At 48.2% G+C, this 24,622-nt stretch carries 24 protein-coding genes and 1 pseudogene; 5 read left to right on the plus strand and 20 right to left on the minus strand.

Translation table 11 applies throughout. The features are described from left to right. Nucleotides 1-109: 109 nt before the first annotated feature. Nucleotides 110-667: a cysteine hydrolase family protein gene (locus Q9R36_RS05205; protein WP_101551149.1), complete on the plus strand. Its 558-nt coding sequence runs from the start codon at nt 110-112 to the stop codon at nt 665-667. Nucleotides 668-985: 318 nt separating this feature from the next. On the opposite strand, the pseudogene Q9R36_RS05210 reads toward Q9R36_RS05205, so the two are convergent. The 10 genes and pseudogenes from Q9R36_RS05210 to Q9R36_RS05255 all read right to left on the minus strand — a co-directional run bounded on the left by Q9R36_RS05210 (nt 986) and on the right by Q9R36_RS05255 (nt 9,768). Beyond that, nucleotides 986-2,159, minus strand: a pseudogene (locus tag Q9R36_RS05210) (thiolase family protein). Nucleotides 2,160-2,184: 25 nt separating this feature from the next. Continuing rightward, the gene (fabG, locus tag Q9R36_RS05215) at nt 2,185-2,925 is read right to left on the minus strand and encodes a 3-oxoacyl-ACP reductase FabG (protein ID WP_101550924.1); all 741 of its coding nucleotides are present in this window, start codon (nt 2,923-2,925) and stop codon (nt 2,185-2,187) included. After that, nucleotides 2,922-3,857 (minus strand): intracellular short-chain-length polyhydroxyalkanoate depolymerase, encoded by a 936-nt coding sequence (phaZ, locus tag Q9R36_RS05220; protein WP_009794007.1) that lies wholly within the window; start codon nt 3,855-3,857, stop codon nt 2,922-2,924. Before phaZ ends, fabG begins: the two co-directional genes overlap by 4 nt. Continuing rightward, nucleotides 3,836-4,852: a 3-oxoacyl-ACP synthase gene (locus tag Q9R36_RS05225; RefSeq protein ID WP_101550926.1), complete on the minus strand. Its 1,017-nt coding sequence runs from the start codon at nt 4,850-4,852 to the stop codon at nt 3,836-3,838. The genes phaZ and Q9R36_RS05225 overlap by 22 nt, the downstream gene beginning before the upstream one ends. Nucleotides 4,853-4,865: 13 nt before the next feature. Beyond that, the gene (locus Q9R36_RS05230; RefSeq protein ID WP_009794005.1) at nt 4,866-5,057 is read right to left on the minus strand and encodes a hypothetical protein; all 192 of its coding nucleotides are present in this window, start codon (nt 5,055-5,057) and stop codon (nt 4,866-4,868) included. A gap of 10 nt (nt 5,058-5,067) precedes the next feature. Beyond that, nucleotides 5,068-6,066 carry a branched-chain amino acid ABC transporter permease gene (locus Q9R36_RS05235; protein ID WP_009794004.1) on the minus strand — a complete coding sequence of 333 codons (999 nt, stop codon included), beginning with the start codon at nt 6,064-6,066 and terminating at the stop codon, nt 5,068-5,070. Then, the gene (locus tag Q9R36_RS05240; RefSeq protein ID WP_009794003.1) at nt 6,063-6,932 is read right to left on the minus strand and encodes a branched-chain amino acid ABC transporter permease; all 870 of its coding nucleotides are present in this window, start codon (nt 6,930-6,932) and stop codon (nt 6,063-6,065) included. Before Q9R36_RS05240 ends, Q9R36_RS05235 begins: the two co-directional genes overlap by 4 nt. Before the next feature lie 15 nt (nt 6,933-6,947). Continuing rightward, on the minus strand, nt 6,948-7,655 hold the full coding sequence (locus Q9R36_RS05245; protein ID WP_009794002.1) for an ABC transporter ATP-binding protein: 708 nt from the start codon (nt 7,653-7,655) through the stop codon (nt 6,948-6,950). Continuing rightward, the gene (locus Q9R36_RS05250) at nt 7,639-8,406 is read right to left on the minus strand and encodes an ABC transporter ATP-binding protein (RefSeq protein ID WP_094768286.1); all 768 of its coding nucleotides are present in this window, start codon (nt 8,404-8,406) and stop codon (nt 7,639-7,641) included. The genes Q9R36_RS05245 and Q9R36_RS05250 overlap by 17 nt, the downstream gene beginning before the upstream one ends. A gap of 144 nt (nt 8,407-8,550) precedes the next feature. Further along, nucleotides 8,551-9,768 carry a substrate-binding domain-containing protein gene (locus Q9R36_RS05255; RefSeq protein ID WP_101550928.1) on the minus strand — a complete coding sequence of 406 codons (1,218 nt, stop codon included), beginning with the start codon at nt 9,766-9,768 and terminating at the stop codon, nt 8,551-8,553. Nucleotides 9,769-9,998: 230 nt separating this feature from the next. Here Q9R36_RS05255 and Q9R36_RS05260 point away from each other — a divergent pair, with 230 nt between their 5' ends. Next, complete coding sequence (locus Q9R36_RS05260) at nt 9,999-10,316, plus strand: hypothetical protein (protein WP_009793998.1); 318 nt, start codon at nt 9,999-10,001, stop codon at nt 10,314-10,316. 503 nt (nt 10,317-10,819) lie between these two features. Here Q9R36_RS05260 and Q9R36_RS05265 read toward each other — a convergent pair. From Q9R36_RS05265 to Q9R36_RS05285, 5 genes are all read right to left on the minus strand, one after another. Beyond that, entirely contained in the window at nt 10,820-14,053 is a 3,234-nt protein-coding gene (locus Q9R36_RS05265) for an AfsR/SARP family transcriptional regulator (RefSeq protein ID WP_311224622.1), read from the minus strand. 83 nt (nt 14,054-14,136) lie between these two features. Continuing rightward, entirely contained in the window at nt 14,137-14,691 is a 555-nt protein-coding gene (gene lepB, locus Q9R36_RS05270; RefSeq protein WP_022543588.1) for a signal peptidase I, read from the minus strand. Nucleotides 14,692-14,712: 21 nt separating this feature from the next. Continuing rightward, nucleotides 14,713-15,327 (minus strand): TVP38/TMEM64 family protein, encoded by a 615-nt coding sequence (locus Q9R36_RS05275; RefSeq protein WP_009793995.1) that lies wholly within the window; start codon nt 15,325-15,327, stop codon nt 14,713-14,715. Between the two features lie 86 nt (nt 15,328-15,413). After that, nucleotides 15,414-16,355 carry an LCP family protein gene (locus Q9R36_RS05280; protein ID WP_170939487.1) on the minus strand — a complete coding sequence of 314 codons (942 nt, stop codon included), beginning with the start codon at nt 16,353-16,355 and terminating at the stop codon, nt 15,414-15,416. Nucleotides 16,356-16,639: 284 nt separating this feature from the next. Continuing rightward, a complete protein-coding gene (locus Q9R36_RS05285) occupies nt 16,640-18,631 on the minus strand; it encodes a S9 family peptidase (protein ID WP_311224623.1) in 1,992 nt (663 codons plus the stop codon). A 230-nt stretch (nt 18,632-18,861) separates the two neighbouring features. Between Q9R36_RS05285 and Q9R36_RS05290 the strand changes: the two genes are divergently transcribed. Next, a complete protein-coding gene (locus tag Q9R36_RS05290; RefSeq protein ID WP_101550930.1) occupies nt 18,862-19,269 on the plus strand; it encodes a YhjD family protein in 408 nt (135 codons plus the stop codon). 26 nt (nt 19,270-19,295) lie between these two features. On the opposite strand, the gene Q9R36_RS05295 is transcribed toward Q9R36_RS05290, so the two are convergent. Continuing rightward, nucleotides 19,296-19,862, minus strand: coding sequence for a competence protein ComK (locus Q9R36_RS05295; protein WP_224949987.1), 567 nt, complete (start codon nt 19,860-19,862; stop codon nt 19,296-19,298). Nucleotides 19,863-20,055: 193 nt separating this feature from the next. On the opposite strand from Q9R36_RS05295, the gene Q9R36_RS05300 reads away from it, so the two are divergent. After that, nucleotides 20,056-20,292, plus strand: a complete 237-nt coding sequence (locus tag Q9R36_RS05300) for an IDEAL domain-containing protein (protein WP_009793989.1) — start codon at nt 20,056-20,058, stop codon at nt 20,290-20,292. A 56-nt stretch (nt 20,293-20,348) separates the two neighbouring features. Here the strand turns inward: Q9R36_RS05300 and Q9R36_RS05305 are convergent, their stop codons facing one another. From Q9R36_RS05305 to Q9R36_RS05320, 4 genes are all read right to left on the minus strand, one after another. Beyond that, entirely contained in the window at nt 20,349-21,278 is a 930-nt protein-coding gene (locus tag Q9R36_RS05305) for a coiled-coil domain-containing protein (RefSeq protein ID WP_094768291.1), read from the minus strand. A 112-nt stretch (nt 21,279-21,390) separates the two neighbouring features. Then, on the minus strand, nt 21,391-22,674 hold the full coding sequence (locus tag Q9R36_RS05310) for a M48 family metallopeptidase (RefSeq protein WP_009793987.1): 1,284 nt from the start codon (nt 22,672-22,674) through the stop codon (nt 21,391-21,393). Between the two features lie 217 nt (nt 22,675-22,891). Beyond that, complete coding sequence (locus Q9R36_RS05315; protein WP_009793986.1) at nt 22,892-23,197, minus strand: AzlD domain-containing protein; 306 nt, start codon at nt 23,195-23,197, stop codon at nt 22,892-22,894. Next, nucleotides 23,190-23,918: an AzlC family ABC transporter permease gene (locus Q9R36_RS05320; protein ID WP_009793985.1), complete on the minus strand. Its 729-nt coding sequence runs from the start codon at nt 23,916-23,918 to the stop codon at nt 23,190-23,192. The genes Q9R36_RS05315 and Q9R36_RS05320 overlap by 8 nt, the downstream gene beginning before the upstream one ends. Nucleotides 23,919-24,038: 120 nt before the next feature. On the opposite strand from Q9R36_RS05320, the gene Q9R36_RS05325 reads away from it, so the two are divergent. After that, nucleotides 24,039-24,590, plus strand: coding sequence for a helix-turn-helix domain-containing protein (locus Q9R36_RS05325; RefSeq protein ID WP_094768293.1), 552 nt, complete (start codon nt 24,039-24,041; stop codon nt 24,588-24,590). Nucleotides 24,591-24,622 lie beyond the last annotated feature (32 nt).

Genomic DNA, 24,622 nt, shown 5'->3' on the forward strand with positions numbered 1-24,622 from the left:
GTGTAAATAACATCAGTTGCAGAAGAGTTACACCTGGATGATTTTCCATACTCCGGAAATAATAAAGCTGAGTTATTAATCCGAGAAAAGAGGTGCGCCTTTGAAAAAGATGGATTCTCCGCCAGCCCTGCTTGTCCTGGACGTGCAAAAGGGCTTTGACGACCCTTATTGGGGGAAAAGAAACAATCCCGCCGCAGAACAAGTCATCGGGCAGCTGCAGGATGAGTGGAGAAAAAGAGGCTGGAAGATCATTTACTCGCAGCATTTATCGGTTCAGCCGTCTTCTCCTTTATATCGTGATAATCCAGAGGGTGTGAGCTTTAAAGATGCCAATGCCCCGCTGCCGGATGAGAAGGTTTTTCAGAAAGAAGTGAATTCTGCATTCATCGGTACAAGCCTGGAGTCCTATTTAAGAGGCGAAAATATCCAGAATGTCTGTATAACCGGCTTATCGACGCAGCATTGCGTCTCAACCACTGCAAGGATGGCGGGCAATCTGGGCTTCACCACCTATCTTGTTTCCGATGCTTGTGCCGCGTTTGAGGCTAAAGGGACTGGAGGCACGGTTTATTCTCCTGAGCAGGTGCATGAGATTGAATTGGCGATGCTGAATAAGGAGTTTGCGCAGGTTGTGACTGCTGGGGAGCTGATGGGGTTACTAGTTTAATTTGCAATAGTTGGACTTAGGGCAAATGCAGGGAAAAAGGATTTATTCACTAGCTTATGAATATCTTTTTGAATGGGGGCTGTTGATTTGCGTTCCAGGCACTTCGCTTTCCGCGGGGCGACGCTGAGCCTCCTCACGCTGCGCGCTGCGGGGTCTCAGCATTGCCGCTATCTTCCCGCAGGAGTCTGCGTGCCTTCCACTCCAATCAACAGGGTTTTCTATACTTTTTGGGCATAAAGTTCCCCTTAGAAAGACAGGATAATTTCACCCATCCCTTTTGTCTGCAAATAGAAAGAGAGGCATCTCGTGCCTCTCTTGTTATCTTTCTATAAAAACCGAGGCTCCCATGCCTCCGCCGACGCAGAGGGAGGCGATGCCTTTTTTTAGTTCTCTTCTTTTCAGTTCATGCACCAGGCTGACGATGAGCCTTGCTCCTGTGCAGCCGATCGGGTGTCCGAGGCTGATGCCGCTGCCGTTGACGTTTACCTTGCTCCTGTCCAGGCCAAGTTCCTTTTCAACAGCGAGATATTGGGCTGCGAATGCTTCATTCACTTCGATCAGGTCTGCATCCTCCAGAGACCAGCCAGTCTGCTGCAAGCCTTTCCTGACTGCCGGCACAGGTCCCCTTCCCATGACTTTAGGGTCGACGCCTGATACTGAAAATCCGGCAATCCGGGCTAGCGGCGTAAGCCCTTTTGCCATTGCCGTTTCTTCGGACATCAGCACCAGTGCTGCTGCCCCATCATTCAGGCTGGAGGCATTCCCCGCCGTCACGGTTCCATTTTCCCGGAAAACAGGCTTTAGGCCGGCAAGCTTTGCTGCTGTGAGGTCAAGCCGAGGGTTCTCATCCCGGGATACAACGGTTTCCCCTTTCCTGTGCTTGACTGTTACAGGGACAATTTCTTCTTCAAAATAACCTTTTTCAATGGCGTTCAGGGCGCGCTGATGGCTCAGCAGTGCCATTTCATCCTGCTCTTCCCTTGTTATCCCATGAAGCTCTGCCAGATTTTCAGCAGTTTCACCCATCATAATATGGTGGATCGGATCCTCGAGAATTTCCCATACAGAATCGGTAATTTTACCATGCTGCATCCTCGCTCCCCAGCGGTGATCCTTCAGGAGGTAAGGGCTTGAACTCATAGCCTCCACACCGCCTGCCACTACGATATCAGATATGCCAGCCTGGATTTGCAGAGCTGCCGAAATGACCGCCTGCATGCCGGATGCACACTGCCTTTGGACAGTGAATCCCGAGGTCTCATCCGGAAGCCCTGCCAGCAGCGCTGCGGTCCTGGCCGTGTTGGGCTGGTCGGTCCGCTGGATGCAATGACCGAGGATCACCTCATCGATTTCATGATTTTCCAAACCGCTTCTTTTTACAGTTTCCTTTATGACTGGTACAGCCAGGTCGGGTTGGCAGGAGATCCTTGAATGCACCTCCGAAGGTTCCGACCGGAGACCTTGCAGCTGATACGATAACTACAGTCCTCATTTTTCTACCTCCCGTCAAACTATTCTTACATCATAATGCCGCCGTCCACATGCAGGACGGTTCCATTAATATAATCAGATTCATCAGAGGCAAGGAATAAATAGGCATTGGCAATATCCTCCGGGCTGCCCAGGCGACCGAGCGGCACCATCTGTTTCATTTGCCCGATCACCTTCTCAGGCACCTTTGCTGTCATTCCTGTATGGATGAAGCCGGGGGCGACGGCGTTGACGTTGATCCCTTTTCGGCCCAGCTCCTTTGCCCAGGTTTTTGTCATGCCCACAACCCCGGCCTTTGCGGCAGCATAATTGGTCTGGCCGATATTTCCATAAACGCCTGATACAGATGAAGTGCTGATGACCTTCCCTTTCCCCTGTTCAATCATGCTTGGGATCACAGCCTGGGTGCAATGGAATACACCGGTCAGGTTGACGTCAATCACTTTTTGGAAATCCTCGGCAGCCATTTTGGCCAGCATGCTGTCACGGGTGATCCCTGCGTTATTGATCAGAATGTCGATTCTCTCATACTCCTCAAGCACCTGCCGGACCAGTTCGTCAATGCTTTCCCTTTTTGATACGTCTACCTGAATAAACCTGGCATGAAGTCCTTCTCTATTTAACTCCCCTTCTCTTTCCCTGCCGATTTCCTCATCAAAATCGGCCAGGACCACATTGGCCCCTTCACGTGCAAATCTTTCGGCTGCGGCAAATCCAATACCGTTGGCCGCCCCGGTAATAATGGCTGTTTTCTCTTTTAGTCTCACTTTAATACCTCCAGCTCTTTATCCAAAAATTCCGACATCACATCAGTCAGTTGCCCGATATCATCGACAAGCGGGGAATGGCCGCAATCCTTCAATTCTGCAAAGTGTGCATTGCTTCCGATGTCCTCAAGGATTTCCCGGGCCATCCCCGCTGTTATTACCTGATCACGGTCGCCTCTCAGGACCAGCACCGGCACCTTAATTTTATCCGCGTCCCCTGTTCCGGGTTCTTCACCATTCGGGACGGAACCTATATTGAAAATATTAAGAGAATGATAGACTTCAGCAAGATTCCGCTGTGTCAGCATATCATCCAGATACTCTTCATATCTTGCAGGCTCTGGCTGATTTTTATCATAAATAAGGGCATCCCACATCGCCCTTAGAAACATCCTGTCCCCTCTGTCATAAGCCGACTGCACAGGAATTGTCTTGCTCTTATCCGCCCTTATTTGTTCCAGGCTGGTCAGGCGTGCTAATGAATCAGGCACAGCATCCCCTGACGTCCCGTAAAACGGGTATCCCCTTGTGGAAGCTGAGGCCAAAAGAATCAGGCGATTGCATAGGCCGGGATTGTCTGCAGCAAGCTGCATAGCAACCGCACCTCCCGTCGACCAGCCGGCAACGGAAAAATCGGAGAGGCCAATGGCATCGCAAAAAAGCTTTACATCATCCGAAAAGTCTTTGATGGAACGGATTGGCTCGAAATAACTGGATTGGCCGAACCCTCTAAGATCGATCGCATACAGCTTATATTTCGGGTCCAGATGTTCAAACACAAGGTCCCAATGCTTCGAGGAAGTCATATTGCCATGGATGAGCAGCAGCTTCTGCCCGCCGCCTTCCCTTTCCCTCCAGCTGATGGTTTCCCCGCTGCTCAAAACAATCTTTTTCAGTTCTTCATTCTTGCTCACTTTCCATCTTCCCCCCATCTAATGACAGAAGCTCCCCAGGCATAGCCGATGCCTGCACTGACAAGGACAGCTATTTTCCCGGGTGCCAGCCTTTCCTCTTTTTCAGCAAGCTCCAATGACAATATTTGATCAAATTGGCCGATATGCCCAAAATCCTCCAGGTAAATGGATTGCTCCTGTCCAAGGCCAAGCTCCTGAAGGACAAAATCGTGGGCGGACCTTTTCATATGGAGCATCGCGAGATAATGGATATCATCCTCTGCATAGCCGCTTTTTGCAACCGCTTTCCTAATTACCTTCAGGAAGTTTTCCATGGACTTCTGCTCCAGCCTTTGCTTCATCCCTGCCGGATCCATTACATCAAGCTGGTAAAGACCGTTTTCAAGCGCCTCTGCCGTTAAGGGGTTCTTAGTCCCTCCGGCCACTACCGCAACATCCTCTGAAAAAGATCCATCGGTTATGATAGCGCTTTCCAGCAGCCTGTTTGAGGACAGTCCTTTTTTCAAAAGGATCGCACCGCCCCCTGCTCCCAGATTAAACATAAACCGGGTCCTTTCATTTTCGTAATTAATGAAGTCCCCGTTCCTGTAGCCGCCGGCAAGCAGGACTGTCGATATGCCGGGATCTGCTGACATCATATCCTTCGCTGTCTTCAGCCCCATTATAGCGGTCCCGCAGCGGAGGGCCATATCAAATGCATAGGCATTATAGGCCCCGACTTCATGCTGAAGCTTAATGCCTGCTGTCCATAAGGGATATTCTTTATATTCTTCGCCGATATAAATGACCAGATCAATTTCCAGCGGATCAATTCCAGCTTTCCCGATTGCTTCGCGGGCAGCCCTGATTCCCATCTCGCAGGTGTGATCCTCTGCGCCTGGAACCGGCTTCTTTTTGATACCCATTTTATTTTCAACAATATGAAGCGGGATTCCTGCTTTTTTGGCAATTTCTGCACTTGTTATATATGTTTCCGGCAAATAAATGCCTGTTGCCGCTATTCCGATATCCAGATTTTCCGCCTCCTTATTGCACCGGCCCCATCGCCCCGGCTGCCAATTTCATATAATCATTGGCTTCTTCCAGCGTTTCAAAGAATGTTTCTCTGTCTTCCTGCACATGCGTCACCTTAATCCTCCAATTCCTTTTGCCTGGTGTTCCTTCCTGATCACTCAGATAAATCCGGATAATGAACGAGGCAACCTGGCCATGAACCATCTTCTCCCCCCTAGCCGGCAATCTTTTCTTCTTTTTTGTCTGCTTCTTTTCCCGTGCGTTTCCATTGCTTCCCTTTGAGCGTCCCGAGAATCCCTTTCGGAAAGAACATCACGGCCAGTATATATATGATTCCAAAGAAGATGATCCACCGTTCAAAAATCCAATGGACCTTTGCAAGTTCTGTCAGCCCGTGGTGGGCAAATTCAATAATCCCCGCCCCGATGATAGCCCCCGCCAATGTTCCGACCCCGCCTATAATCGTCATCAGCAGGGCATCTAGAGTGATATCCATCGTAAATACGCTCGTGTTGACGAAGCGGAGGGATATGCTGTACAGCATCCCGGCAATCCCCGCTATAACACCGGCTGCAACACTCGCAGCAATTTTGTACTGAATCACATTATAGCCAAGGGACTCTGTCCGCTGTTCATTTTCACGGATGGCCTGGAGCACCCTTCCGAGCGGAGAATGGGTGAACCGCGACAATATCATAAAAACGAGAATCATAGCCGCCAGGCAGATGAAGTAGAAGTCTGTCCGGTCTTTTAATAGATCCGGGACCCGGAAGGTAAATCCGTCGTTTCCGTACGTAACGGTTCTCCACTTCTCGGCAAGAACCAGGAAAAGGCCGGCAAATGCCAGGGTCAGCATGGCATAAAAATGGCTTTTCAGCCTTAGTGTCAGAAGGCCGACTGCATAACTGAGGACTGCGGTCAGAACAATTGTCAGCAGCACAGCCAATAGGAGGTTCACCATCGTCGGTTCCATTCTTTTCATCATCACGCCTGCTGTATAGGCCCCGATCCCGAAAAACATGGCATGGCCGAAGGAAACAATCCCTGTATATCCAAGCAGGATATCGTAGCTCATGGCAAAGATGGCAAAAATAAAGATCTGTGTAAACAAGATCAGCATGGTCCTTGATTCATATACAAATGGAAGCAGCATCAATGCCGCTGCTATAAAGGTGTAGATCATGGCCTTTTTATTATCAATGGTATGCTTCATACTCCCCGCCCCTTCAATCTGAATAGCCCCTGCGGCCTGAAGATAAGCACGGCAGCCATCAGCAGCATGTTAACGGCCAGGGAAAGGGATGGAACATAATAGGACATGAAGGCTCCGGCAAGCCCTACCAGAATGGCAGCAAGAATGGATCCCGAGAAGCTGCCCATCCCTCCAATTACAACAACGATGAAAGCAAGGATGGCAAACTCCATCCCCATCTCCGCATGGATGACACCCGAATACGGGCCTAAAAGCACCCCGCCCAATGCGGCCATTCCCGATCCTGCCATGAAAACAATCATAAAGACTCTTTTAATATTGATCCCCAGGGACTGGACCATCTCTTTATCCATGACACCGGCCCGTACAACGAGTCCGATTTTTGTGTTGCGCAAGATATATTGCACCCCGAGGAAAACGAGCAGGCCGACGATGATGATGAATACCCTGTATTTAATAATGATCACTCCGCCAAGCTCCCAGCTTCCGGCCAGGTAGGATGGCGGAGAAGCTGACAGCTGATTGGGGCCCCAGACAACCTTAAGAAGCTCAGATAATACAAGCATCAGGCCAAGTGTGATCAATATTTGCTGGACATGATTCCCGTATACCGGCTTGATGATCCACCGTTCAGTCAAAAAACCCAGTATGAGCCCGGTCACGACTGCCCCGATGATCCCTGCAGCAAAACTGCCTGTCTGGGCAAATATCCATGTCCCGCTGTAGGCCCCCCAAGCAAACAGTCCGCCATGGGCAAAATTAAGGACATCCATCAGTCCGAATATGAGCGTCAGCCCTGCCGCAAGCAAAAAAATCAGCATACCGGTCGCAAGCCCGTTTATGGCAAGGTTAATAAGCACCTCCATCTTATACTCTCCTTTCTAGGCAATGCCCAAATATTTTTTCCTCATAGATTCATCTTCCTTCAGCACTGACATCGGGCCGCCCCCTACCGTTCTTCCATCATCAATAATGTAGAAGCGGTCGCCAACCGTACTCGCCATCATAAAGTTCTGCTCCACAAGGACGATCGTGGTTTTTTCCTTCATTTGCATGATTGAATCCATTACTTTTTCAACCATGATCGGTGCGAGTCCTTTGCTCGGCTCATCAATCAGCATTAAATCATTATCATTCACATAAGCCCGTGCGATGGAAAGCATCTGTTTCTGTCCTCCGCTTAAAAGGCCGCCCGGCTTTTTCCAGAATCGTTTTAAATCCGGGAAAAGGTCCAGGGTCCAATCCAGCTTTTCCAAAGCGGAAGGAGTCTCTTTCCGCATGGCCACCTTCATATTTTCCTCAACTGTCAGCCCCGCAAATATCCCCTGGTCCTCCGGCACATAGCCAAGCCCTTTTCTCGCAATCTCATAAGGAGGCAGTCCGCCGATTTCTGTCCCTTTCCACTCTATGCTTCCTTTGCTCAGGACATTGTGCCCCATGATGGTTCTGAGGGTGGAGGTCTTCCCTGCGCCGTTGCGGCCCAGAAGCACGGTAACATCCCCTTTTGCCACTTCCAGCGAGACTCCCTGCAGGATATGATACTGGCCTATATACGTTTCGACATCTGATAGCTTAAGCTGAGCCTGCATGCTCAAAACCTCCCAGATATGCGGATTGCACCGTTTCATTTTCCATGATTTCCCGAGGAGTCCCCTTAGCCAGAAGCGAGCCATTGAACAGGACCATGACGCTGTCTGATAAATCAAGGATCATATCCATTTTGTGTTCAATCAGAATGATGGTCCTCCCGCTCTCCTGCTTGATTTTCCTGATGACTTCAAGGATGGCCGGAACCTCTTCCAGCGACATTCCTGCTGTCGGCTCATCCAGAAGCAAAACCTCGGTATTCAGGGCGAGGAGCATAGCGATCTCGAGCTTCCTTTTCTCGCCGTGCGCCAGATTGGCGGCGGCTGCATCCTGTTTTTTATCAAGCAATACCAGCTTCAGCCATTCAGACGCTTTTTCTTCAAGCTCTTTGTACATTTTGAAATGGCGCAGCATCTGATAGCGGATGCCTGCCTGCGACTGGACTGCAAGCCTTACATTCTCCAACACAGTCAAACTTGGAAATACATTGGTAATTTGAAAGCTTCTTCCGATTCCCCTTCTTGTCCTTTCAACAGGAGAAAGCTTTGTGATGTCTTCCCCTCGCAAATGGATAGATCCCCCTGTAGGGGCGAGCTGACCGCTCAGCAGGTTGAAAAACGTCGTTTTGCCGGCTCCATTTGGACCGATAATTGATAAAAATTCATTTTCCGGGACAGCAAGCGAGACAGAATCCACTGCTTTATGGCCTCCGAATGCTATTGATAAATCTTTTGTTTCTATGATTGGACCCACATGCCCACCTCCACTTTATATTCAGCTGCCTGCGGCATACTCCAAAAGAATGCCCGGCTCTCCCCGGATCCGCTTTGCAGCAATGGACTCAGGCCTGCTGCCGGAGTCCATTGCCATTACTGCATTTTATAATCCGGTTTTCACTTACTTGTTCAGTACAGGAGGCGCTGTCTCTTCAGGTGACAGTTCCCTCACAAGCACCGGTACAGGGTATGGGACACCATCCTTTTTCTCCAGCTTGATTGCGTACAATGCCTGAAGGGCCTGGTGGTCTTCTGCCCTGAATGTCATCTTCCCCTTCGGCGTCTCGAAGCTCATTCCTTCCATTGTCTCAATGAGCGTGTCTGCATCTGTACTGCCGTCCGTTTTCTTCAGTGCTTCAACGATGGAGATCGCGGCGCTCATGCCTCCTGGAGTGAAGAGATCCGGCACATCCCCGTCAAACCGCTTTTTATGCTCCTCTACCAGCCAGCTGTTGATTTCGTTATCCGGAAGATCGTGATAGTAGACGGAGAACCCTTCCATCCCGATCAATGGCTCCATTGTCGCAAGGGCAGCAATATCCGGTGCGCCTGTGGAAATTTTGATGCCTTTATCCTGGACCTTCATATCAGCGATCTGATTCCAGGGTGAGTTGGCCCCCGCCCAGATAACAAACAGATAATCCGGCTTGGAATCAATCACTTTCTGGATGTTTGCAGTAAAGTCGGTTGCGGCAGGATCCGCGTATTCTTCATGGACAATTTCAGCGCCAAGCTTCACCGCTGCATCCCGGAATGCAGCCACACCGTCGCGCCCGAAAGAATAATCAGGAGCAAGCGTCGCTATTTTTACACCTTCACCAGCGATGGCTGCAGCACCAGCGACTGCATCCTGAGAAGAGTTGCGCGCGGTCCGGAAAATATAAGGATTGAACTCTGAGCCTGTGATGCTGTCAGCTACCGCCGGCTCGACGACCATGATTTTCTCATATTCTTCTGCGAGGGGAAGAACAGCCAATGTATCACCTGAGCTGGAGGATCCGACCAGGAAGTCAACTTCATCTTCCTCAAGCAGCTTTGTCGCCTTTTGGACGGCCACTTCCGGCTTTGTTTCAGTATCCTCTACAATGAATTCAATCTTCCTTCCAGCCACTTCATTTTTACCGTCTGTTGCATATTCCAGGCCCAGCTCAAAGCCGCGGAGTGTCTGTTCCCCATATGACTCAAGCCCGCCTGTCTGCGAGGCCAGCACACCGATTTTGATCGGATCGCTCTTCTCATCCCCGCTGCCTCCCGATTCTTCTGAACTGCAGGCACTCGAAAAGACCACCATCAGCGACATCAGGCAGCCCAATGCCATTTTCCCTGTATTCTTTTTCATCCTTTCTCCCCCTTGAAATCAATTGTTTGCTGCAAATCTTCCTGCCTTCATCCTAATCAGCCCCAGTTACAAATCGGTTACAGCCAAGATATATTCTTAATTTCTATTGCCGGATGAAATAGACCTGCCCGATCTGGAAATTCCTGCAAATGGTTTAATACTTAAGAAAAGCGGAAAAGAGATAAGAAATCTATTGATCTTAATTTCCGTCTGAGAGGAGACGAAAGATAATGAAAACAGTTTATGGATTGATGACACAGGATGGAAGCGCAAATGAACTGCTGTGGGACTTAGGCTTTTGGGAAACAGAAGAGGCAGCCAATGAATATTTAAAGACCAATCTTCCGCTTTCAAAAGGCATCTGGGTAGAGCTTATCAAGGTAAATGACCCTATTCCTGAAACTGTTGAAGCATTCGAAGAAGACAAAATGGTTGCCTGCTCATTCTGTGATATTGAATACAATGCCGCCGACATCCTCATTGCCGACGTCAATGTCCACATCTGTGTATACTGCCAGCCTGCTTATAAGGCGCAGCTTGTTAAATAGAAAAGCGGAAAAGCCTTGCTCAGCCCCGACAAGCTTAAGGCGAGCAGAGCGAAAGGTTGGCTCTTTAACCTTTTGATCTGCTTGACTTAAGACCTCGAGGGGCTAGGCTTTGGAGCTGGACAATTAGAAAAGCGGAGGCGACTGTTAAGGTGCGACAAGCATAAGACGCTTTGGAATTGAAGGCGTTCTTTGCCTTCGGTTCCAAAGTGGCTTATGACTCGAGCACCTAGGAGCCGGAGCTGGACAAATAAAAAGCGGAAAACACACCGATTAAATTCTCTAATGCTAAAATGCGCCGGAGCAAAGGCTCCGGCGCAGGCAGATGCAGGTTAGAACAGCGCCCCGAAGCGGGCCGCTGGCATTATTCATTCTAAATTAAATCTTTTCTACCCTAATTGGCTGTTATTCGCCCAAGAATTAGAATGATTCACCCCAGTTTTTCATTTATTCGCCCTAGAATTGGCGATATTCATTCCTGTTTACATTTTTTACACAAAATCCCGCTATGCATGGCCCGCAATATTGCCCGATTCCATGATCATTTCATGCATATGGAGCGTAGGCTCCAGAGGCGCCACGCCCAGCTCTTCCTCAAGAACCTCACAGCATTTCTGGAACCATCTGATTGCCCGGGGGCGATTATTCTTGCTGTAATAACAGTACATCAGGAGCCTGTAAGCCTCCTCCCACGTCCGGTCCTTTTCTATTATTCTTTCGCACCATTCAATCGCCATGTCATAGTCTTCTTTCCGGACACAAAGCTGCGCGAGCTTTTCAGCACCTCTCAGAAAGTATACCTGCAGTCTTTCTTTTTCACTGATGCACCAATCCTCATAGCGCCGCTCAGGCAGATAGTCCCCGGCATACAGTTTCAGGGCTCTTTCAAGTCTGTGGATGCTTTTTCCATGGTCTTTCTCTTCCAGCCCATCTTTGATCCACTCCTCAAATAGGATGGAGTCCAAATCAATGACAGCCTTTGGATTTATCCCATAAGAGGTGCCTTCCCTGCTGATGAAGAATGGGTTCTTCCTTGGCTTGCGGTTTGGTTCAAGTACGTTATTGAGTGCGTTCAGGGCAACCTTAAAGTCTCTATCCGCACTCGCGGCATCCTGCTCCGGCCAAAGCATATCAAATATATCCTCTTTCCGGATAAGCTGGTGGAGGTGTGTGAGAAAAAGCTGGAGGAGCTCTTTAGCTTTGCCCCGCTGCCATCCTCCTTCGTCAATCTCCTTATCGCCCAGCCATACACGGAACTGCCCGAGCGTTTTCACTTTGAGGGTGAATCCCGGGTGGGAATGAAGGTTGCCAAGATTCATTTCTTTTAGCAGCCTTGCAGTATAATCAGGCATAATGCCGCTTTTTTCTGCTTCAATCAGAATGGGTGCAAACATCTGCAGGTCCCTTGGGCCGAACAATGTCCTTCTGAACAGGAAAAACTCATAGTCCCCCCATTGCATCTGGCTGAGGAAAGACTTGAATGAGTGTTCAAAATCTTCCTGAAGCCCCTGCTGATGAGCAGAATAGGCTTTCCAGAATAAAGCCAGCATACAGCCGTAATCATCCCCGCACTGCTGAAGCATGCTTGATGCAAGATCAAAATGCTTATCTGCTTCACCGAAGCGCCTCCCATAAGCAGAGCTGATGCCCATACTGATGAGGATCAGGGAAGACAGCCACATATCCTTCACTCTCTCGGTTTCCTGCAACCCTGCCTTCCCGGCATCCATCGATTTGCTGTAGTCATTCCGTTCTCCGTATAAAATGCATAATCCCATTAACGGCTCTGCTTTTCCTCTTTCAATTTCAAGCCGGCCCATTATGTCCAGGGAAGTCCTGTAGCATTTTTCCGCAAGAGCAGAATCATATTCCCCCAGCAGCTGTGCCGCATGCCCAAGCCTGATCCACCCGCAGGCTTCTACAAACGGCGCCTTTGTACTGATTCCCTGCTGGATGCCTTCCTGGGACAACTTTTTCGCTTCTGCCCCATTGCCTGTAAATGCCTCGATAAGGGCCAGCAGCAGATCTGTCTCCCTGTGGGATTTCGGGAGCGGTTTGCCCTCACTCTTTGTTTTGCGGCCGGCCATCAAAATTTTCCTGCTTTCTGCCAATTTACCCGTCCTTAAATAAAGCCGGGCCAGCAGGCTTTTGTCCAGCATCTGATGACCCATGGATTCTGCCCTCTCCATCCATTTTTCTGCTTTGGCGGCCTGCCCGGCATTTATAAGGTTTTCCGCAAGCAAATGATAAAGTCTCGCCGGTTCATCCCTTCCCCCGCGGATATCCCCTTCCTTCAGCTGTATCGCCTGGGATAAAATGCGCTCTGCTTTATGCGGCTGAATCGTGTCCAGATAGATCCTTGCCTTCCCTTCAAGTGCACGCGCCTTCCAAATCAGGTCCTTCTTACCGTCAGCGCCTGTTGCCGCCCTGTCATAGGCAAGCTCTGCTTCCTGGTAAGAAGATCTGTAGCGCAATACTTCCCCTTCAAGGAACCAGACGGGATAAAACCTGTCCTTTGTCTGCCCGGGGATGCCCGCAATCCTGTCTGACAGGCTTCCCAGCTTACCGGTTTCAAGCATCCTTAGCCCCTGGTCGCTTAATATAGACGCCATTTCCTCTGTTGAACCAATCTTCTCAAAATGCTTAAGAGCATCATCCCACTGAAGGCTCCGTACGAAATGGCGTGCACATCTCTCATTTAAAAGGCGGTAGCTATGCGGCTGGCCGGCTTTCAGCTGCTTTTCCAGGAATTCCTTAAATAGAGCATGGTATCTGTATACCTTTTCCCCTACCTTATGGATAAACAGGTTCTTCTCTGTCAGCTGCTGAAGCATTGCCCCTGCCCCGGCGATCCCCAGGACCTCATTGCAAAGCTCTTCTGTCATATCATCAAAAATGCTTGTTTGTTCAAGGAATTGCTGGATAAGCGGCGGCTGCTTGGCAAATACCTCTGTGACCAGATATTGAAAAAGGTCCGCCAGGGAGCCGGACGATGCTCCGAATAAATTAGAGATGCTTTTTTTGTCTGTCAGCTGCTGTCCAATCATCCCCACAGCAATGACCCATCCTTCTGTAGCAAGGCAAATTCTGTCCAAATCCCCCTGCTTAATGGAAATTCCGTATAATTCATTCAAGAGCAGCTCCACTTCATCCCGGGAAAGGACCAGGTCCTCTTTCTTTATTTCAAGGAGCTTGTCTGTGACCCTCATCTTTTTCAGCAGCTTCCATCCCGGCCTGCTCCTGCTTGAGATAATAAGATGAAGATTCGGCGGAATATGTTCAAGGAGGGTTTCCATCCAGCAGTTGATCGTATAGGAGTGCTCAACCTGATGAAAGTCATCAAGGATCAGCAGTATATTTTCCCCATGAAGGGCTGCTTCATTTAAAAATAAAGAGGCGAGTGAACGAATCTCTTCTTCTTTTACATACCGGTCCAGCTGCTCCAGGATGCTTAAGATCTCAGTCCCGAAATCAGGATGCACCAACCGGACCGATGCCACAAGGCAGGATAGAAAAGGAATGATATCATCATCCTCGGATGATATGGAATACCAGCTGCAAGGAAGCTTTTCATCGTGGACGAACAGGGCCAGGGCCGTACTTTTTCCATACCCGGCACCTGATTCGATAATGCACAGCGGATATTCAGCAACCGCTTTCATTTTTGCCGAAAGCCTTGCTCTCCTTATATATCCTTCCTTGACTGGCGGCACCATCAGCTTGGTTTTGATGACAGGCATTTTTATCCCCCCTTTCCATTTTTATAATTTTTAGATTATTTTAGCATATTTGCACACAAAAAGGACTTGAATTCTCCAAGTCCTTAGAATTTAATATCCATTTCATCGATCGGCCAGTAGCGAAGATTTACCTTTCCTACCACCTGGTCAGCATCAATGCATCCGAAATGCCGGCCATCCCAGCTTTCCAGTCTATTGTCCCCGAGGACGAACAGCTGTCCTTCAGGCACTGTTTCGGTGTGTGCCACTTCCTCCAGGGTAAAATCACCGGTCAGGCGGTCGCCGAGGGTCTCTTTTCTGTATTTTTCAAGGAAAGGCTCCTCCACAAGCTTGCCGTTGATATACAGATGGTCATCTTTATAATCGACCCTGTCACCCGGCAGTCCGATGATCCTTTTAACAAAATCCTCTTTTTCATTTGCATGGAAGACTATGACATCGAATCTTTGCAGCTCTCCGATCTGATAGCCGATTTTATTGACTACCAGTTTGTTTCCATCCTGCAGCGTCGGCATCATGGACCCGCCTTCAACCACATAATTTGAGAAGAAAAACATACGGATAAATACAAAAATGATAATTCCGATCGCGAAGGCCTTTATCCACTCAAGACCCTCCCGCTTAACCTCTTCTTTCACGCGGTCCCCCACCTCCCTGGTTTATTTGCTGCTGTCTTTATCTGCTCCCATATTTATCTTTACTTCAATCCTTTTCCCGACATACCAAAGAATAAAAATAACAGCAAGGACAATCACTGTCCTGATGGGCTGGGTAATCAATGACCTTATATCGTAGCCAATAAAGCTCATGGTAAAAATCATGACCATTTTGCCTGTCAGCACGGCAAGCATATACTGAGCAAAGCTTATTTTGGAAAGCCCGGCCACTATATTCACAATAGCCGACGGGGTAAAGGGAAAACAAAGCAGGATGAACAAAGGGCCAAAGCCATGGCGCTCAATCCAGCTCATCAGCTGCTGCACCTTTGCATGTTTTCTCAAAAAGGTTAATAGCCTCTTCTGCCCGTATGTACGGACAAGATAAAAAACAAGCATGGCCCCAGCGCATGCACCTGCCCAGGATATCAGAAAGCCGAGCCACAATCCAAATGCATTGGCATTTGCCATGACGAACAGAAACAGCGGCAGAAAAGGCAGGAAAGCTTCAAGCATTGGCAGCAATATTCCAGGCAGCGGCCCAAAAGAACGGTAGCGTTCAATAAGATCCATTATATTTTCCAGTGTCAGCCAATCCTTGAGCAAGTCAAAATCCATTGAAAAATCTCCTTAGTAAAAACAATTCGTATTTATTCTTACCTCTGGCAAGGCGTCTTTACACCACAAATTCCTCCCTGTGCCTATTATTTCGACAAAAATTCGCTGACCGCCTGCCGGTTTTGTTCCAGATTGACCCCAAGGACATCCGCACCTCCTGGAGTTGTTTCATCCCAATAGGAACCTTCAACAGGAACCCTTAATGTCTCAATCTGCCTGCCTTCTTTAGACAGCAGGCTTTTGCCCATATATAAAATGTCTCCGGTATCCATATTTGTATTGATATACGGGGTGACGACACCTACCAGTTTAGGAAGCTTCGGCAATGTCTGGATGCTGGTGAACTGATCGGCAATTTCTGTCATCACCTTCTGCTGCCTCTCCACCCTGCCGAAATCGCCTACAGCATCATGCCGGAAGCGCACATATCCGAGCAAGTGCTCTCCGTCCAGCCTTTGAAGCCCTGGATTCAGCGTTACACCTATATTATCCGACATCTCCTTTTCAACGTCCACTTCGACACCATTCGGAAATGCTTCATCGATAAGCTGAACAAATCCCTGAAAATCGACAATTGAATAATACTGTATATCAATATCAAAGTTCTCTTTGATTGTCTGCCTCAATAACTCTGGGCCGCCATACGCAAACGCAGCATTAATCCTGTTTTTCCCATGGCCCGGGATGTCTACATAAGAATCCCTCATGATGGAAATGATCTTATAGGTCCCCTTATCAGGATGATATTGACCTACCATGATTGTATCGGTCCGCGGCGTTTCTTCCCCGCGTGCATCACTTCCAAGCAGCAGTACGTTCGTGCCCCCGTATTTGTCTGTTTCGCCATTGAATTCATATTTTACTTCATTAGTATTTTTCACTTTATCTTCAGACTGGGCCACACCCTGATTAAACTGGTAGTATGCATAAGCAAGAGTGCCGGCAATAATCAAAAGCAGGAACAACACAGCCAGCTTCCATTTGCGCTTCTTCTTTTTCTGCTTTTTTTCGTATCGATCCGATCTCATCACAATTATCCTTCCATCATATAGTCAGGTCCGCAGCAGCTGTTATTTCCAGCAAGCCTGCAGAACCGCATTTTCAAAGCTCCGGTTTATAAAAAGAATAACCACTTTATATGACTCTGTCTGCGTGCAAAAGGTTTCGTTTGTCCTTCTGACATTTTCTATTTTTCCTTGGCCGCTTGGCATCCTGAAGGACTGGCCTTTATTTTATTGTACACAAAAAACCGCAAAGACTCACAGCTTTGCGGTTGTTTTTCTGGATTATCCTGCTATTTACTGATAAAAAATTACAAATACTTGTCAAACCAGCCTGAGATATAATCAAGGCGGCTGATTCGGAGCGAAGGTTTCCCGCTCCTGGAGAGCTCATGGTTGGATTCAGGGAACCGGACAAAGCTTGTTTCTTTTTTGCGGTGCTTCAGGCTGATGAACAGCTGCTCCGCCTGTTCAATCGGACAGCGGAAATCCTTTTCGCCGTGAAGGATCAGCAATGGCGTATTCATTTGATCGACATAAGCAAGCGGCGAGTGCTTCCATAGCTTTTCAATATCATCCAGCCCTGCTTGGATCTGCCAATCTGTGAAATAATAGCCGATGTCGCTTACTCCATAGAAGCTGATCCAGTTTGAGATCGAGCGCTGGGTGACAGCTGCCTTGAACCTGTCTGTGTGGCCGATGATCCAATTGGTCATGAAGCCGCCATAGCTTCCTCCCGTCACCCCGAGCCTGTCCTGGTCGATGAACGAATATTCTTTCAGCACATAATCGACTGCATCCATCAAATCCTCGTAATCCCTGCCCCCGTAGTCACCGCGGACGGCATCCACAAATTTCTGCCCGTACCCATGGCTGCCCCTCGGATTGATATAGAGTACAGCATAGCCTTTAGCTGCAAGGACCTGGAACTCATGGAAATAGGAATTGGCATACATCGCATGCGGTCCGCCATGGATTTCAAGGACCAGCGGATATTTCTTTCCTTCCTCAAAACCGGCAGGCTTCATCAGCCAGCCATGGAGATCCCATCCGTCAGCAGAAGTAAATTCAATCGGCTCTGCTGCGGAAAGGCCGGTTTTCTCCAGAAACTCAGAGTTGACAGCGGTCAGCTGCTCCAGTTTTCCTGTAGTGATTTCCAGCAGGAACAGGTCACCCGGATGGTCTGGCTTGCTTATAGCCACTACTGCTCTGTCATTATTCCCTCCGGTTGACAGCCCATAGACATGCTGCCTGTCCAGCAGCGCAGGGAACAGCTCTCCTTCAACCGTCCCGTAATAGACTGCAGTGCTGCCATTATCAGTGGCAATGAAATAGAAGCTCCGATTATCATTTGACCAAAGAAGGCCTGGGGAAACGGCTCCCTGCTGGAAGTCGCCGATCGCATAATCCCCGATCAGCAGGTCTGTATCTGCAGTCAGGCAGCGGAGTTCTCTCTGCTCACGGTCATACACCCATGCTTTTGAAAGTGTAGCATTTTCAAACTCCCTTTCATGTCCGATCAAACCAAGATAGCGGCTGTCAGGCGACCAGGTGATATTGCCGAAATAGCCTGTACCCTGGGTGATTTTCTCCTGCTCTTTCGTTTCAAGATTAATCAGGTAGGCATCGCTGCCATATGAAAAATCCTTGTCCCCGCTCAGGTCTGCTGTCACAGCCAAATGCTTTCCGTCCGGCGACCAGCTTTGAAGGCTGTAATCATCTTCTCCCTCTGTCACCTGCTCGATGTTGCCGGTATTTGTGTCAGCAATGGCAATATGGGTGAATTTCCCGTTCCAGAAGCCCTGGGCATCAGATTTATACCTCATTTTATTCACTTCAAGCGGAGCAGGCTTTTCATCTTTTTCCTCCCCGCCTTCGCGGTCATTAACCGATTCTCCCTCTCCGAGGGAAACAGTAAAGGCGATTCTGGAGCCGTCTGGCGACCATACCGGATTGCCAGCCCCGTTCTTGCAGTATGTAAGCTGGCGGGCCTCTCCGCCGGCTGTAGAAAGAATGTGGATTTGATTTTTCCCGCTTCGGTTAGACACAAAGGCCACCTGGCGTCCATCATGCGACCAGCGCGGCGAATGATTGCGCCATGTGCCGAATGTCCATTGGACAGGAGCGCTTTGATCTTCCATGTTTATGTAATAAAGATTGGAGCTGTATGCATCCTTTTCCTCCAGGATAACGGTTTCCGTATAGACACAATCCTTGCCGTTCGGCGCCAGCTGGGGGTCGGCCGCTGATTTTAAGTGATGCAGATCTTTTGATGCAATGGTGTTTTTTGCCATGATAATCATCTCCCCTTTATATGTAAAACCATTCTACTTATTTCGACAACAGAAATACTTTTCCTGCCTGACTGGCATTTTTTCAGGAAAAATATTTTTTCCGCTCCAAATGAGCTCTATGCCCCAATATGAGGAAGACTGTTATAGAGTGATGCTAAATTCGACTTGCATAGAATGCAGGGATTCAGTAAAATAATAACGAACAAACGTTCTATTTCTGTTCGGAGGAGCAAGCTGATATGACAAGAATTCCAGAGGATGACCGAAATATTATGGAGCAGGCAATCTATCTTCCTATGGTATTGGTTGTGCTGAACAGGGACATAGGTGTGATTAATAATAGTCCCTTTAAACTCAAAAAGCCTTACCTGAATTTAATTGAGGATACGATGAAATTCATCCAGACAGAGCTGGCAGGCGTAAAGCGCTATATGAAGGATAACCGCCTCCAGGTCCGGGAGATCAAGCGTGATGAAGCATTTACGATGTTCATGTTCCTTTATAAAGGGTATGAAGAGCACCATAATTATTTTAATCCGAGGATCCGCAACAGGGTGCAGGAGCTGATGGAATATTACTTGTTCAAACGCTGGACGATGCAGGAAGAGAGCCGCCTACGTCTGAAGAGGCCAGGCCAGCATCTCTAATTTACCGCATAGGCGCATGCCGGAGGTCACTCGAGCTTCCTGTTCCGGTAGCTCCCGACGGGTTCTGAAGCCCTGTTGAGCCTCTGATTATCTGTGAAATAGAACATCTTCCTGCCATGCCCTTCGATCCGCTGATGAAGCTTTGTCCTTAGATGAGCTGTCCGGAGGAGCTGATTTTCAAATGAGCTGGATGATACAGGGAGGATCAGTGTATGCTTGTTTCCGAATACGACCTTGGTATGTGAGGGATCTGTACGATGGTGGGCTGCAATATGCTCATAAGAGATCCAGATGCAGTCGGGGTTGTTCGGGGAAGTTGTCGGAAAAAAATACAGCAGGTTTGTCGGGTCGATGACAATTGGGACTTTATGCGTCACGCCAATGATATCCTTGGTCGCATCCTTCCGTCCCTCATAAGAGGAGCCAAAGTAGCCGCAGCTTTTTTTGACGATATCAAACGGTTTGAACGGGGACAGGAATTCATCTTCCACCTCAAAGATCCGCGAATAAATTTTTTTGCCGTATATCTGCGGCAGGATGATCATCGTAGAAGGATTTATTTCGTACTCCTCCACCAATCTTTTTTTATGCATATCCAAGTGATTCATCTCCTTTGCTCTTCGTTTCATTTCATTATACCATCTTTATTACAGATATTTGCAAATTTTTAGTCAATTATTGTCAAATGTCGCTGTCACGGAATTAATTTTCTAAAAATTTAAATAATTTAGTTGAATTTTCCCCTGCTCCTCCATATAATATTAAAAAGCAGCAGGGGTGATTTTCATGAAAGAGAAGTCATATGCAGAGTCGATGAAAAAGAACACGATGAACCGCAACCAGCTTAAGGACACGTACGTCTTACACCTCTACATTGAAATGCTCTTGTCGGAAGTCCAGCTGATATCCGAAAAAGAAAAATTGGCCCAAAAAATCGATCAAGCCCTCGATGATCGCAACAAGGCCCTATTCACCCAGCTATCAAAAGAGTACAAAGAATTGAACGAACGATTTGGAAACTAGAAAACTGGAAACCCTCCGGTCCGGCCGGAGGGTCTTCTTTATTATCCACGGACCGTTCAGTGGCCCAAATACTCTACCCTTTTCTCTTTTAAGATCTCAATCTCCCGTTCTGCAGCATCTTTCTCCGTTCTGAGTTCGATTTCGAGGTCCTCAAGCACATTCAGGCATTCCTTCACTTTATCAGCAGAGGCATTGATTTTCTCCTGGACCATCCAATCGGAAAAAATATTATCAAAGAAAAGATCGGCAATGCCCAAAAAGCTTCCCACCTCAAGCTCGGCGGAAATGGAGCGGCCAAGGTCATCAAGCTCCTTCTGCAGCTTTTTCAAGTTGTGCTGTGCGTCATGCAAGGACTCTTTTGCCTTGTCCATATATGACCTTTTCGCCATGGTCGAGAGGAAGTCGCCTCCCGCAAGGTCGAGGAAACCCCAATTTTTCGCGCTCGAAAGCTCGCCATCAGCTTTGCGCAAGGCTTCCCTTGCCTCCACCAAAGCACTCTCAGCTTCCCGTATTTCCTGAATTATCGCTTTCCTTTCCTCCAGCCGGTCTGATAAATGAAAAAGCATATCGCTGACAGCTCCGCCTTCCTGCAGGATCAGACGTTCTTTTTCCAATAGCAGCTCTTTGTACACCGCCCCAGCCGTTTCCAATCCGGCAGCTTTTTCACTGAGCGCGCTGATGTCAGCTTCGTAATCCTTTATTTTCTTCAGGGACTCATCATACAGAATCCTTGCTTTATACGCTTCCTCTTTTTCTTTTTGCAGCCTTTCTTCCTTCTTGCCGCTGAGCATCAGAAAGAATCCTGACAATGATGGGCCTTCTAGCTTATCCGCTTCCTTCAGTTCCTTCTCCCAAGTTTTCTTCAGCCTTTCTGATGAAGCCTTTTCCTGATCATTTTCAGCCATCAGCGCCTCAAGGCGCCTTTTATATTTTTCATACTGCTGTTCCCGCTGTCTTGCTTCAGCAATTCTTTGATCCAGATTCATTACCAGGTCCCCTTTTTTGGTTCGTATAATAATCTTACGGATTCGACTGTGAAAAAGATTCAACAAACAAAGAGGCCCCGGCTCGGCCGGGTGCCCCTCTGCTTAACAGCTGTTATTCGCTGCCGGATCCAGTTCTATTTTTCATTTCATACTCTTCCAGCATGGAAATACGCTCCAGCATGGTCGGATGGCCGTACCGGAAAATCTTCACAAGCAGCGGCGGCTTTACCTGGCTCAAGCCTGCCTTCGTCAATTCCTGGAATGTCCCTATTGCCGCTTCCGGATCATCCGTCATTTCAATGGCATACCGGTCAGCTCTCATTTCCTGATATCTTGAGACAAGGTTGGTAACCGGACTGGCAGCAAAAAGCAGTATCGAAAGGAGCGCAAGGAACAGAGGGAGTGAGCGGATGTCGGAAACCTCCTGCAGCTTAAAGGCTCTCCCCCATCTTGCAATCACCAGCTTCATCAGCTTCGATATCAGATACAGGCCGATCAAGGAAAGCACTAAATAACCCGCAATCCCTATGTATATATGCTTCTCTACATAGTGGGCCATTTCATGCGCCATGATGAACAGGATCTGGTCATCACTCAGCCGGTTGAGTGTTGTATCCCACAAAACGATCCGTGAGTTTGAACCGATGCCTGTTACATACGCATTAAGCGAGTTGGTCTTCTCCGCCATGTTTACTTCAAACACATGCTCAGCAGGAATATGTGCCTCACCCGCTAATTGAAGGATTTTTCCTTCCAGCTCTTTATTTTTAAGCGGATAAAAATCGTTGTAAAGCGGATCGATCACAACAGGCTGCAGGAACATCATGAAAAGTGTGAACGGCACCGATAACAGCCATGCATACAGCCACCATCTTTTTGTGCTTTTTTTCATCAGCCAATACAGCACTGAAACCAAAATGAACATCGTTCCGTAATTGATCCAGAAGTCGATCAGTTCATCCTTCATCCAGGAGCTGAAGGTCTGTGTTGAGATATTATAGCTCTTGGACAGCGAATAGCTGATAAAGCTTAAGGGGAATGTGGCGGCGAAAGCAAAGACTGAGAGCCACAGCAGATAGATGGCCGTCTGCAGAGCCTTTGCCCGCGCCGACTTCCCCGCCCACTTCTTCATGGCTGAAGACAGGCCGGTCACAAGGACGAGAACATAAAACACCCATTCAAGGGGTGTGGACAAAAAGAACAGCAGGTTCCTTATCTTGGAATACTCTTCGCTCAGCATAAGCTCCCGCCCGTTCAGAAAAGCTTCCGGGTCTGCCTGTGTTCCCTGATACTCAAAAGGCAGGCTTGTATTCGCAAAATAAAACAGATACCAGTAAAAAAACAGCCCGTAGACTACATATCCTATGACTGTGTAAAAGCCGATTTTCCGAGCTATTTCAATTCCCCCTTTCTTCTTGGCTGCTTTTTTCGCAAAAAGCGGGCAGCCTGGACGGGCTTTCTTTGTACAACCTCTCTCCCTACAGTGTAGTACCGATTGTTTATTTTAGAACAGCAAAATGGATGAGCCTCAATTATATATTCTCCCAAACCGCTTTCAAACCGCTGCCCTCAATAGAAAAACCAGGCTCAGCAGCTTGAGCCTGGCAGTCATGCTAGAAAAAATAGGAGTATACCGACAATACAGCGATCGACCCGAGGACAACCACGATAACATTTGCTCCAAGGTAAGCTGCCAGGAAAGCTGCAGCTGCCCCGAGCAGGCCGTACCAGATGTCTTCCTGGATAAATAGGATTCCTGGGAAAATAAGCGCTCCCAGTGTCGCATAAGGGACATTTCTCAAGACCCCCTGCCAGAATGCAGGCAGCTCCTTCCCTCTGAACAGGACGAAGGGAAGCATCCTCGGAATATAGGTAACGGCCGCCATCCCGATGATCATCATAATGATTTGGCTATTCATGCCGATTAACTCCCCTTCTCTTTTTGATAGTTTCAACAGCTTCAGTAATCAGTGCTGACAAAAGTGTAGCTGTGACAATGGCCCATCCTGTCGACAGCAGATCTGCCATTGTGAATATCGTATTGAACCCTGCTGCAAGCACAGCAAGGAACACAACCTTTGCACTGCCCTTCATGGAAGGCACGAGCAGTCCCACAAACATGGCATATAATGCGACTGACATGCTTTCCTGGAGAGTCTGCGGAAGACTGGCGCCGATCAGATGGCCGATGCCGGAGCTGACCACCCAGCTTGAGTAGGATACAAAGATGAGGCCGAACATATAGCCTGAAGAAACTTTCTCTCTTTTCATGGAAGCAACTGAAAAGGTCTCATCTGTAATGCCAAAAGCAAATATGATTTTATTTGCCGTATGCTCGTCTTCACACTTTTCATTAAGAGATGCTGACATCAGGAAATGCCTGATGTTAACAATAAAGGTAGTAAGGATGATTTCAAATATCCCTGTCCCCAGCGTCAAGAGGCTCAGGGAGATATACTGGGCCGCACCCGCAAAGACGAGCAGGCTCATCAGCACTGTTTCTCCTACTGAAAGCCCTGTAGTCTTTGCCAAGAGCCCGAATGTTATGGCAATCGGAAAATATCCGATCGCAATGCTTATCCCTGCCTGTATCCCTTTGCGGAACTCCCCCGCTGGCCTTTCTGCTGCTAATTCTGCCATATCCTCACCTGCCGTTATGTATCTTGGAAAATATTATTGGAATGTACTGTGTTTCTTCTATACTTTTGAGTTATATTATACATATGTGCGTTATATTACACAATTCCTTTGGAGGAAAAAATGGAGAATATTCACAAAAATATCGGGGAAAATTTACGGAATATACGAAGGAGCAGAGGTCTCAGCCTGGACATGGCCGCAGAGGCAACCGGTGTAAGCAAGGCAATGCTTGGGCAGATAGAACGGGGAGAATCCAACCCCACCGTCACAACATTATGGAAAATTGCCAGCGGCCTCCAGATTTCTTTTTCTTCTTTGATGGCAGAAAAATCATCTGAAGTTTCTTTTGCCAGCATCAGTCGGATTAACCCGATCATTGAGAATGAAGGGAAGTATAAAGTGTTCCCGCTGTTCCCCTTTGATCCCCGAAAGAAATTCGAGATATTTATTGTGGAAATCGCCCCTGACTGGAAGCAGACATCAGATCAGCATAACGAAGGGGTAGAAGAATATATCACAGTCATAAGCGGGGAAATTGAGGTAATCATCGGTGGCCGGCCATACAGGATCCAGGAAGGCTCTGCCCTCCGGTTTGCCGCTGACCAGACCCACAGCTACAGGAATACGGGGGAAGCACCAGCAAAATGCCAGGTAGTCATGTATTACGAATAACAAAATAAAAAGTGCCGCATGGCAGACCATCG

The organism is Bacillus sp. AG4(2022) (assembly GCF_031844465.1).
In the GTDB taxonomy this organism is placed as follows: Bacteria; Bacillota; Bacilli; order Bacillales; family Cytobacillaceae; genus Bacillus_AB; species Bacillus_AB infantis.

Bases quoted from the DNA above. Each gene is read 5' to 3' on its own strand.
- Q9R36_RS05205 (WP_101551149.1), top strand. From the start codon at position 110: ATGGATTCTCCGCCAGCCCTGCTTGTCCTGGACGTGCAAAAGGGCTTT.
- Q9R36_RS05305 (WP_094768291.1), bottom strand. From the start codon at position 21,278: ATGAATCTGGATCAAAGAATTGCTGAAGCAAGACAGCGGGAACAGCAG.
- Q9R36_RS05235 (WP_009794004.1), bottom strand. From the start codon at position 6,066: ATGAAGCATACCATTGATAATAAAAAGGCCATGATCTACACCTTTATA.
- Q9R36_RS05285 (WP_311224623.1), bottom strand. From the start codon at position 18,631: ATGATTATCATGGCAAAAAACACCATTGCATCAAAAGATCTGCATCAC.
- Q9R36_RS05325 (WP_094768293.1), top strand. From the start codon at position 24,039: ATGGAGAATATTCACAAAAATATCGGGGAAAATTTACGGAATATACGA.
- Q9R36_RS05295 (WP_224949987.1), bottom strand. From the start codon at position 19,862: ATGCATAAAAAAAGATTGGTGGAGGAGTACGAAATAAATCCTTCTACG.
- Q9R36_RS05240 (WP_009794003.1), bottom strand. From the start codon at position 6,932: ATGGAGGTGCTTATTAACCTTGCCATAAACGGGCTTGCGACCGGTATG.
- phaZ (WP_009794007.1), bottom strand. From the start codon at position 3,857: ATGGGGGGAAGATGGAAAGTGAGCAAGAATGAAGAACTGAAAAAGATT.
- Q9R36_RS05230 (WP_009794005.1), bottom strand. From the start codon at position 5,057: ATGGTTCATGGCCAGGTTGCCTCGTTCATTATCCGGATTTATCTGAGT.
- Q9R36_RS05290 (WP_101550930.1), top strand. From the start codon at position 18,862: ATGACAAGAATTCCAGAGGATGACCGAAATATTATGGAGCAGGCAATC.
- Q9R36_RS05275 (WP_009793995.1), bottom strand. From the start codon at position 15,327: ATGGATTTTGACTTGCTCAAGGATTGGCTGACACTGGAAAATATAATG.
- Q9R36_RS05265 (WP_311224622.1), bottom strand. From the start codon at position 14,053: ATGCCTGTCATCAAAACCAAGCTGATGGTGCCGCCAGTCAAGGAAGGA.
- Q9R36_RS05315 (WP_009793986.1), bottom strand. From the start codon at position 23,197: ATGAATAGCCAAATCATTATGATGATCATCGGGATGGCGGCCGTTACC.
- Q9R36_RS05300 (WP_009793989.1), top strand. From the start codon at position 20,056: ATGAAAGAGAAGTCATATGCAGAGTCGATGAAAAAGAACACGATGAAC.
- Q9R36_RS05260 (WP_009793998.1), top strand. From the start codon at position 9,999: ATGAAAACAGTTTATGGATTGATGACACAGGATGGAAGCGCAAATGAA.
- Q9R36_RS05245 (WP_009794002.1), bottom strand. From the start codon at position 7,655: ATGCAGGCTCAGCTTAAGCTATCAGATGTCGAAACGTATATAGGCCAG.
- Q9R36_RS05255 (WP_101550928.1), bottom strand. From the start codon at position 9,768: ATGAAAAAGAATACAGGGAAAATGGCATTGGGCTGCCTGATGTCGCTG.
- Q9R36_RS05280 (WP_170939487.1), bottom strand. From the start codon at position 16,355: ATGAGATCGGATCGATACGAAAAAAAGCAGAAAAAGAAGAAGCGCAAA.
- Q9R36_RS05320 (WP_009793985.1), bottom strand. From the start codon at position 23,918: ATGGCAGAATTAGCAGCAGAAAGGCCAGCGGGGGAGTTCCGCAAAGGG.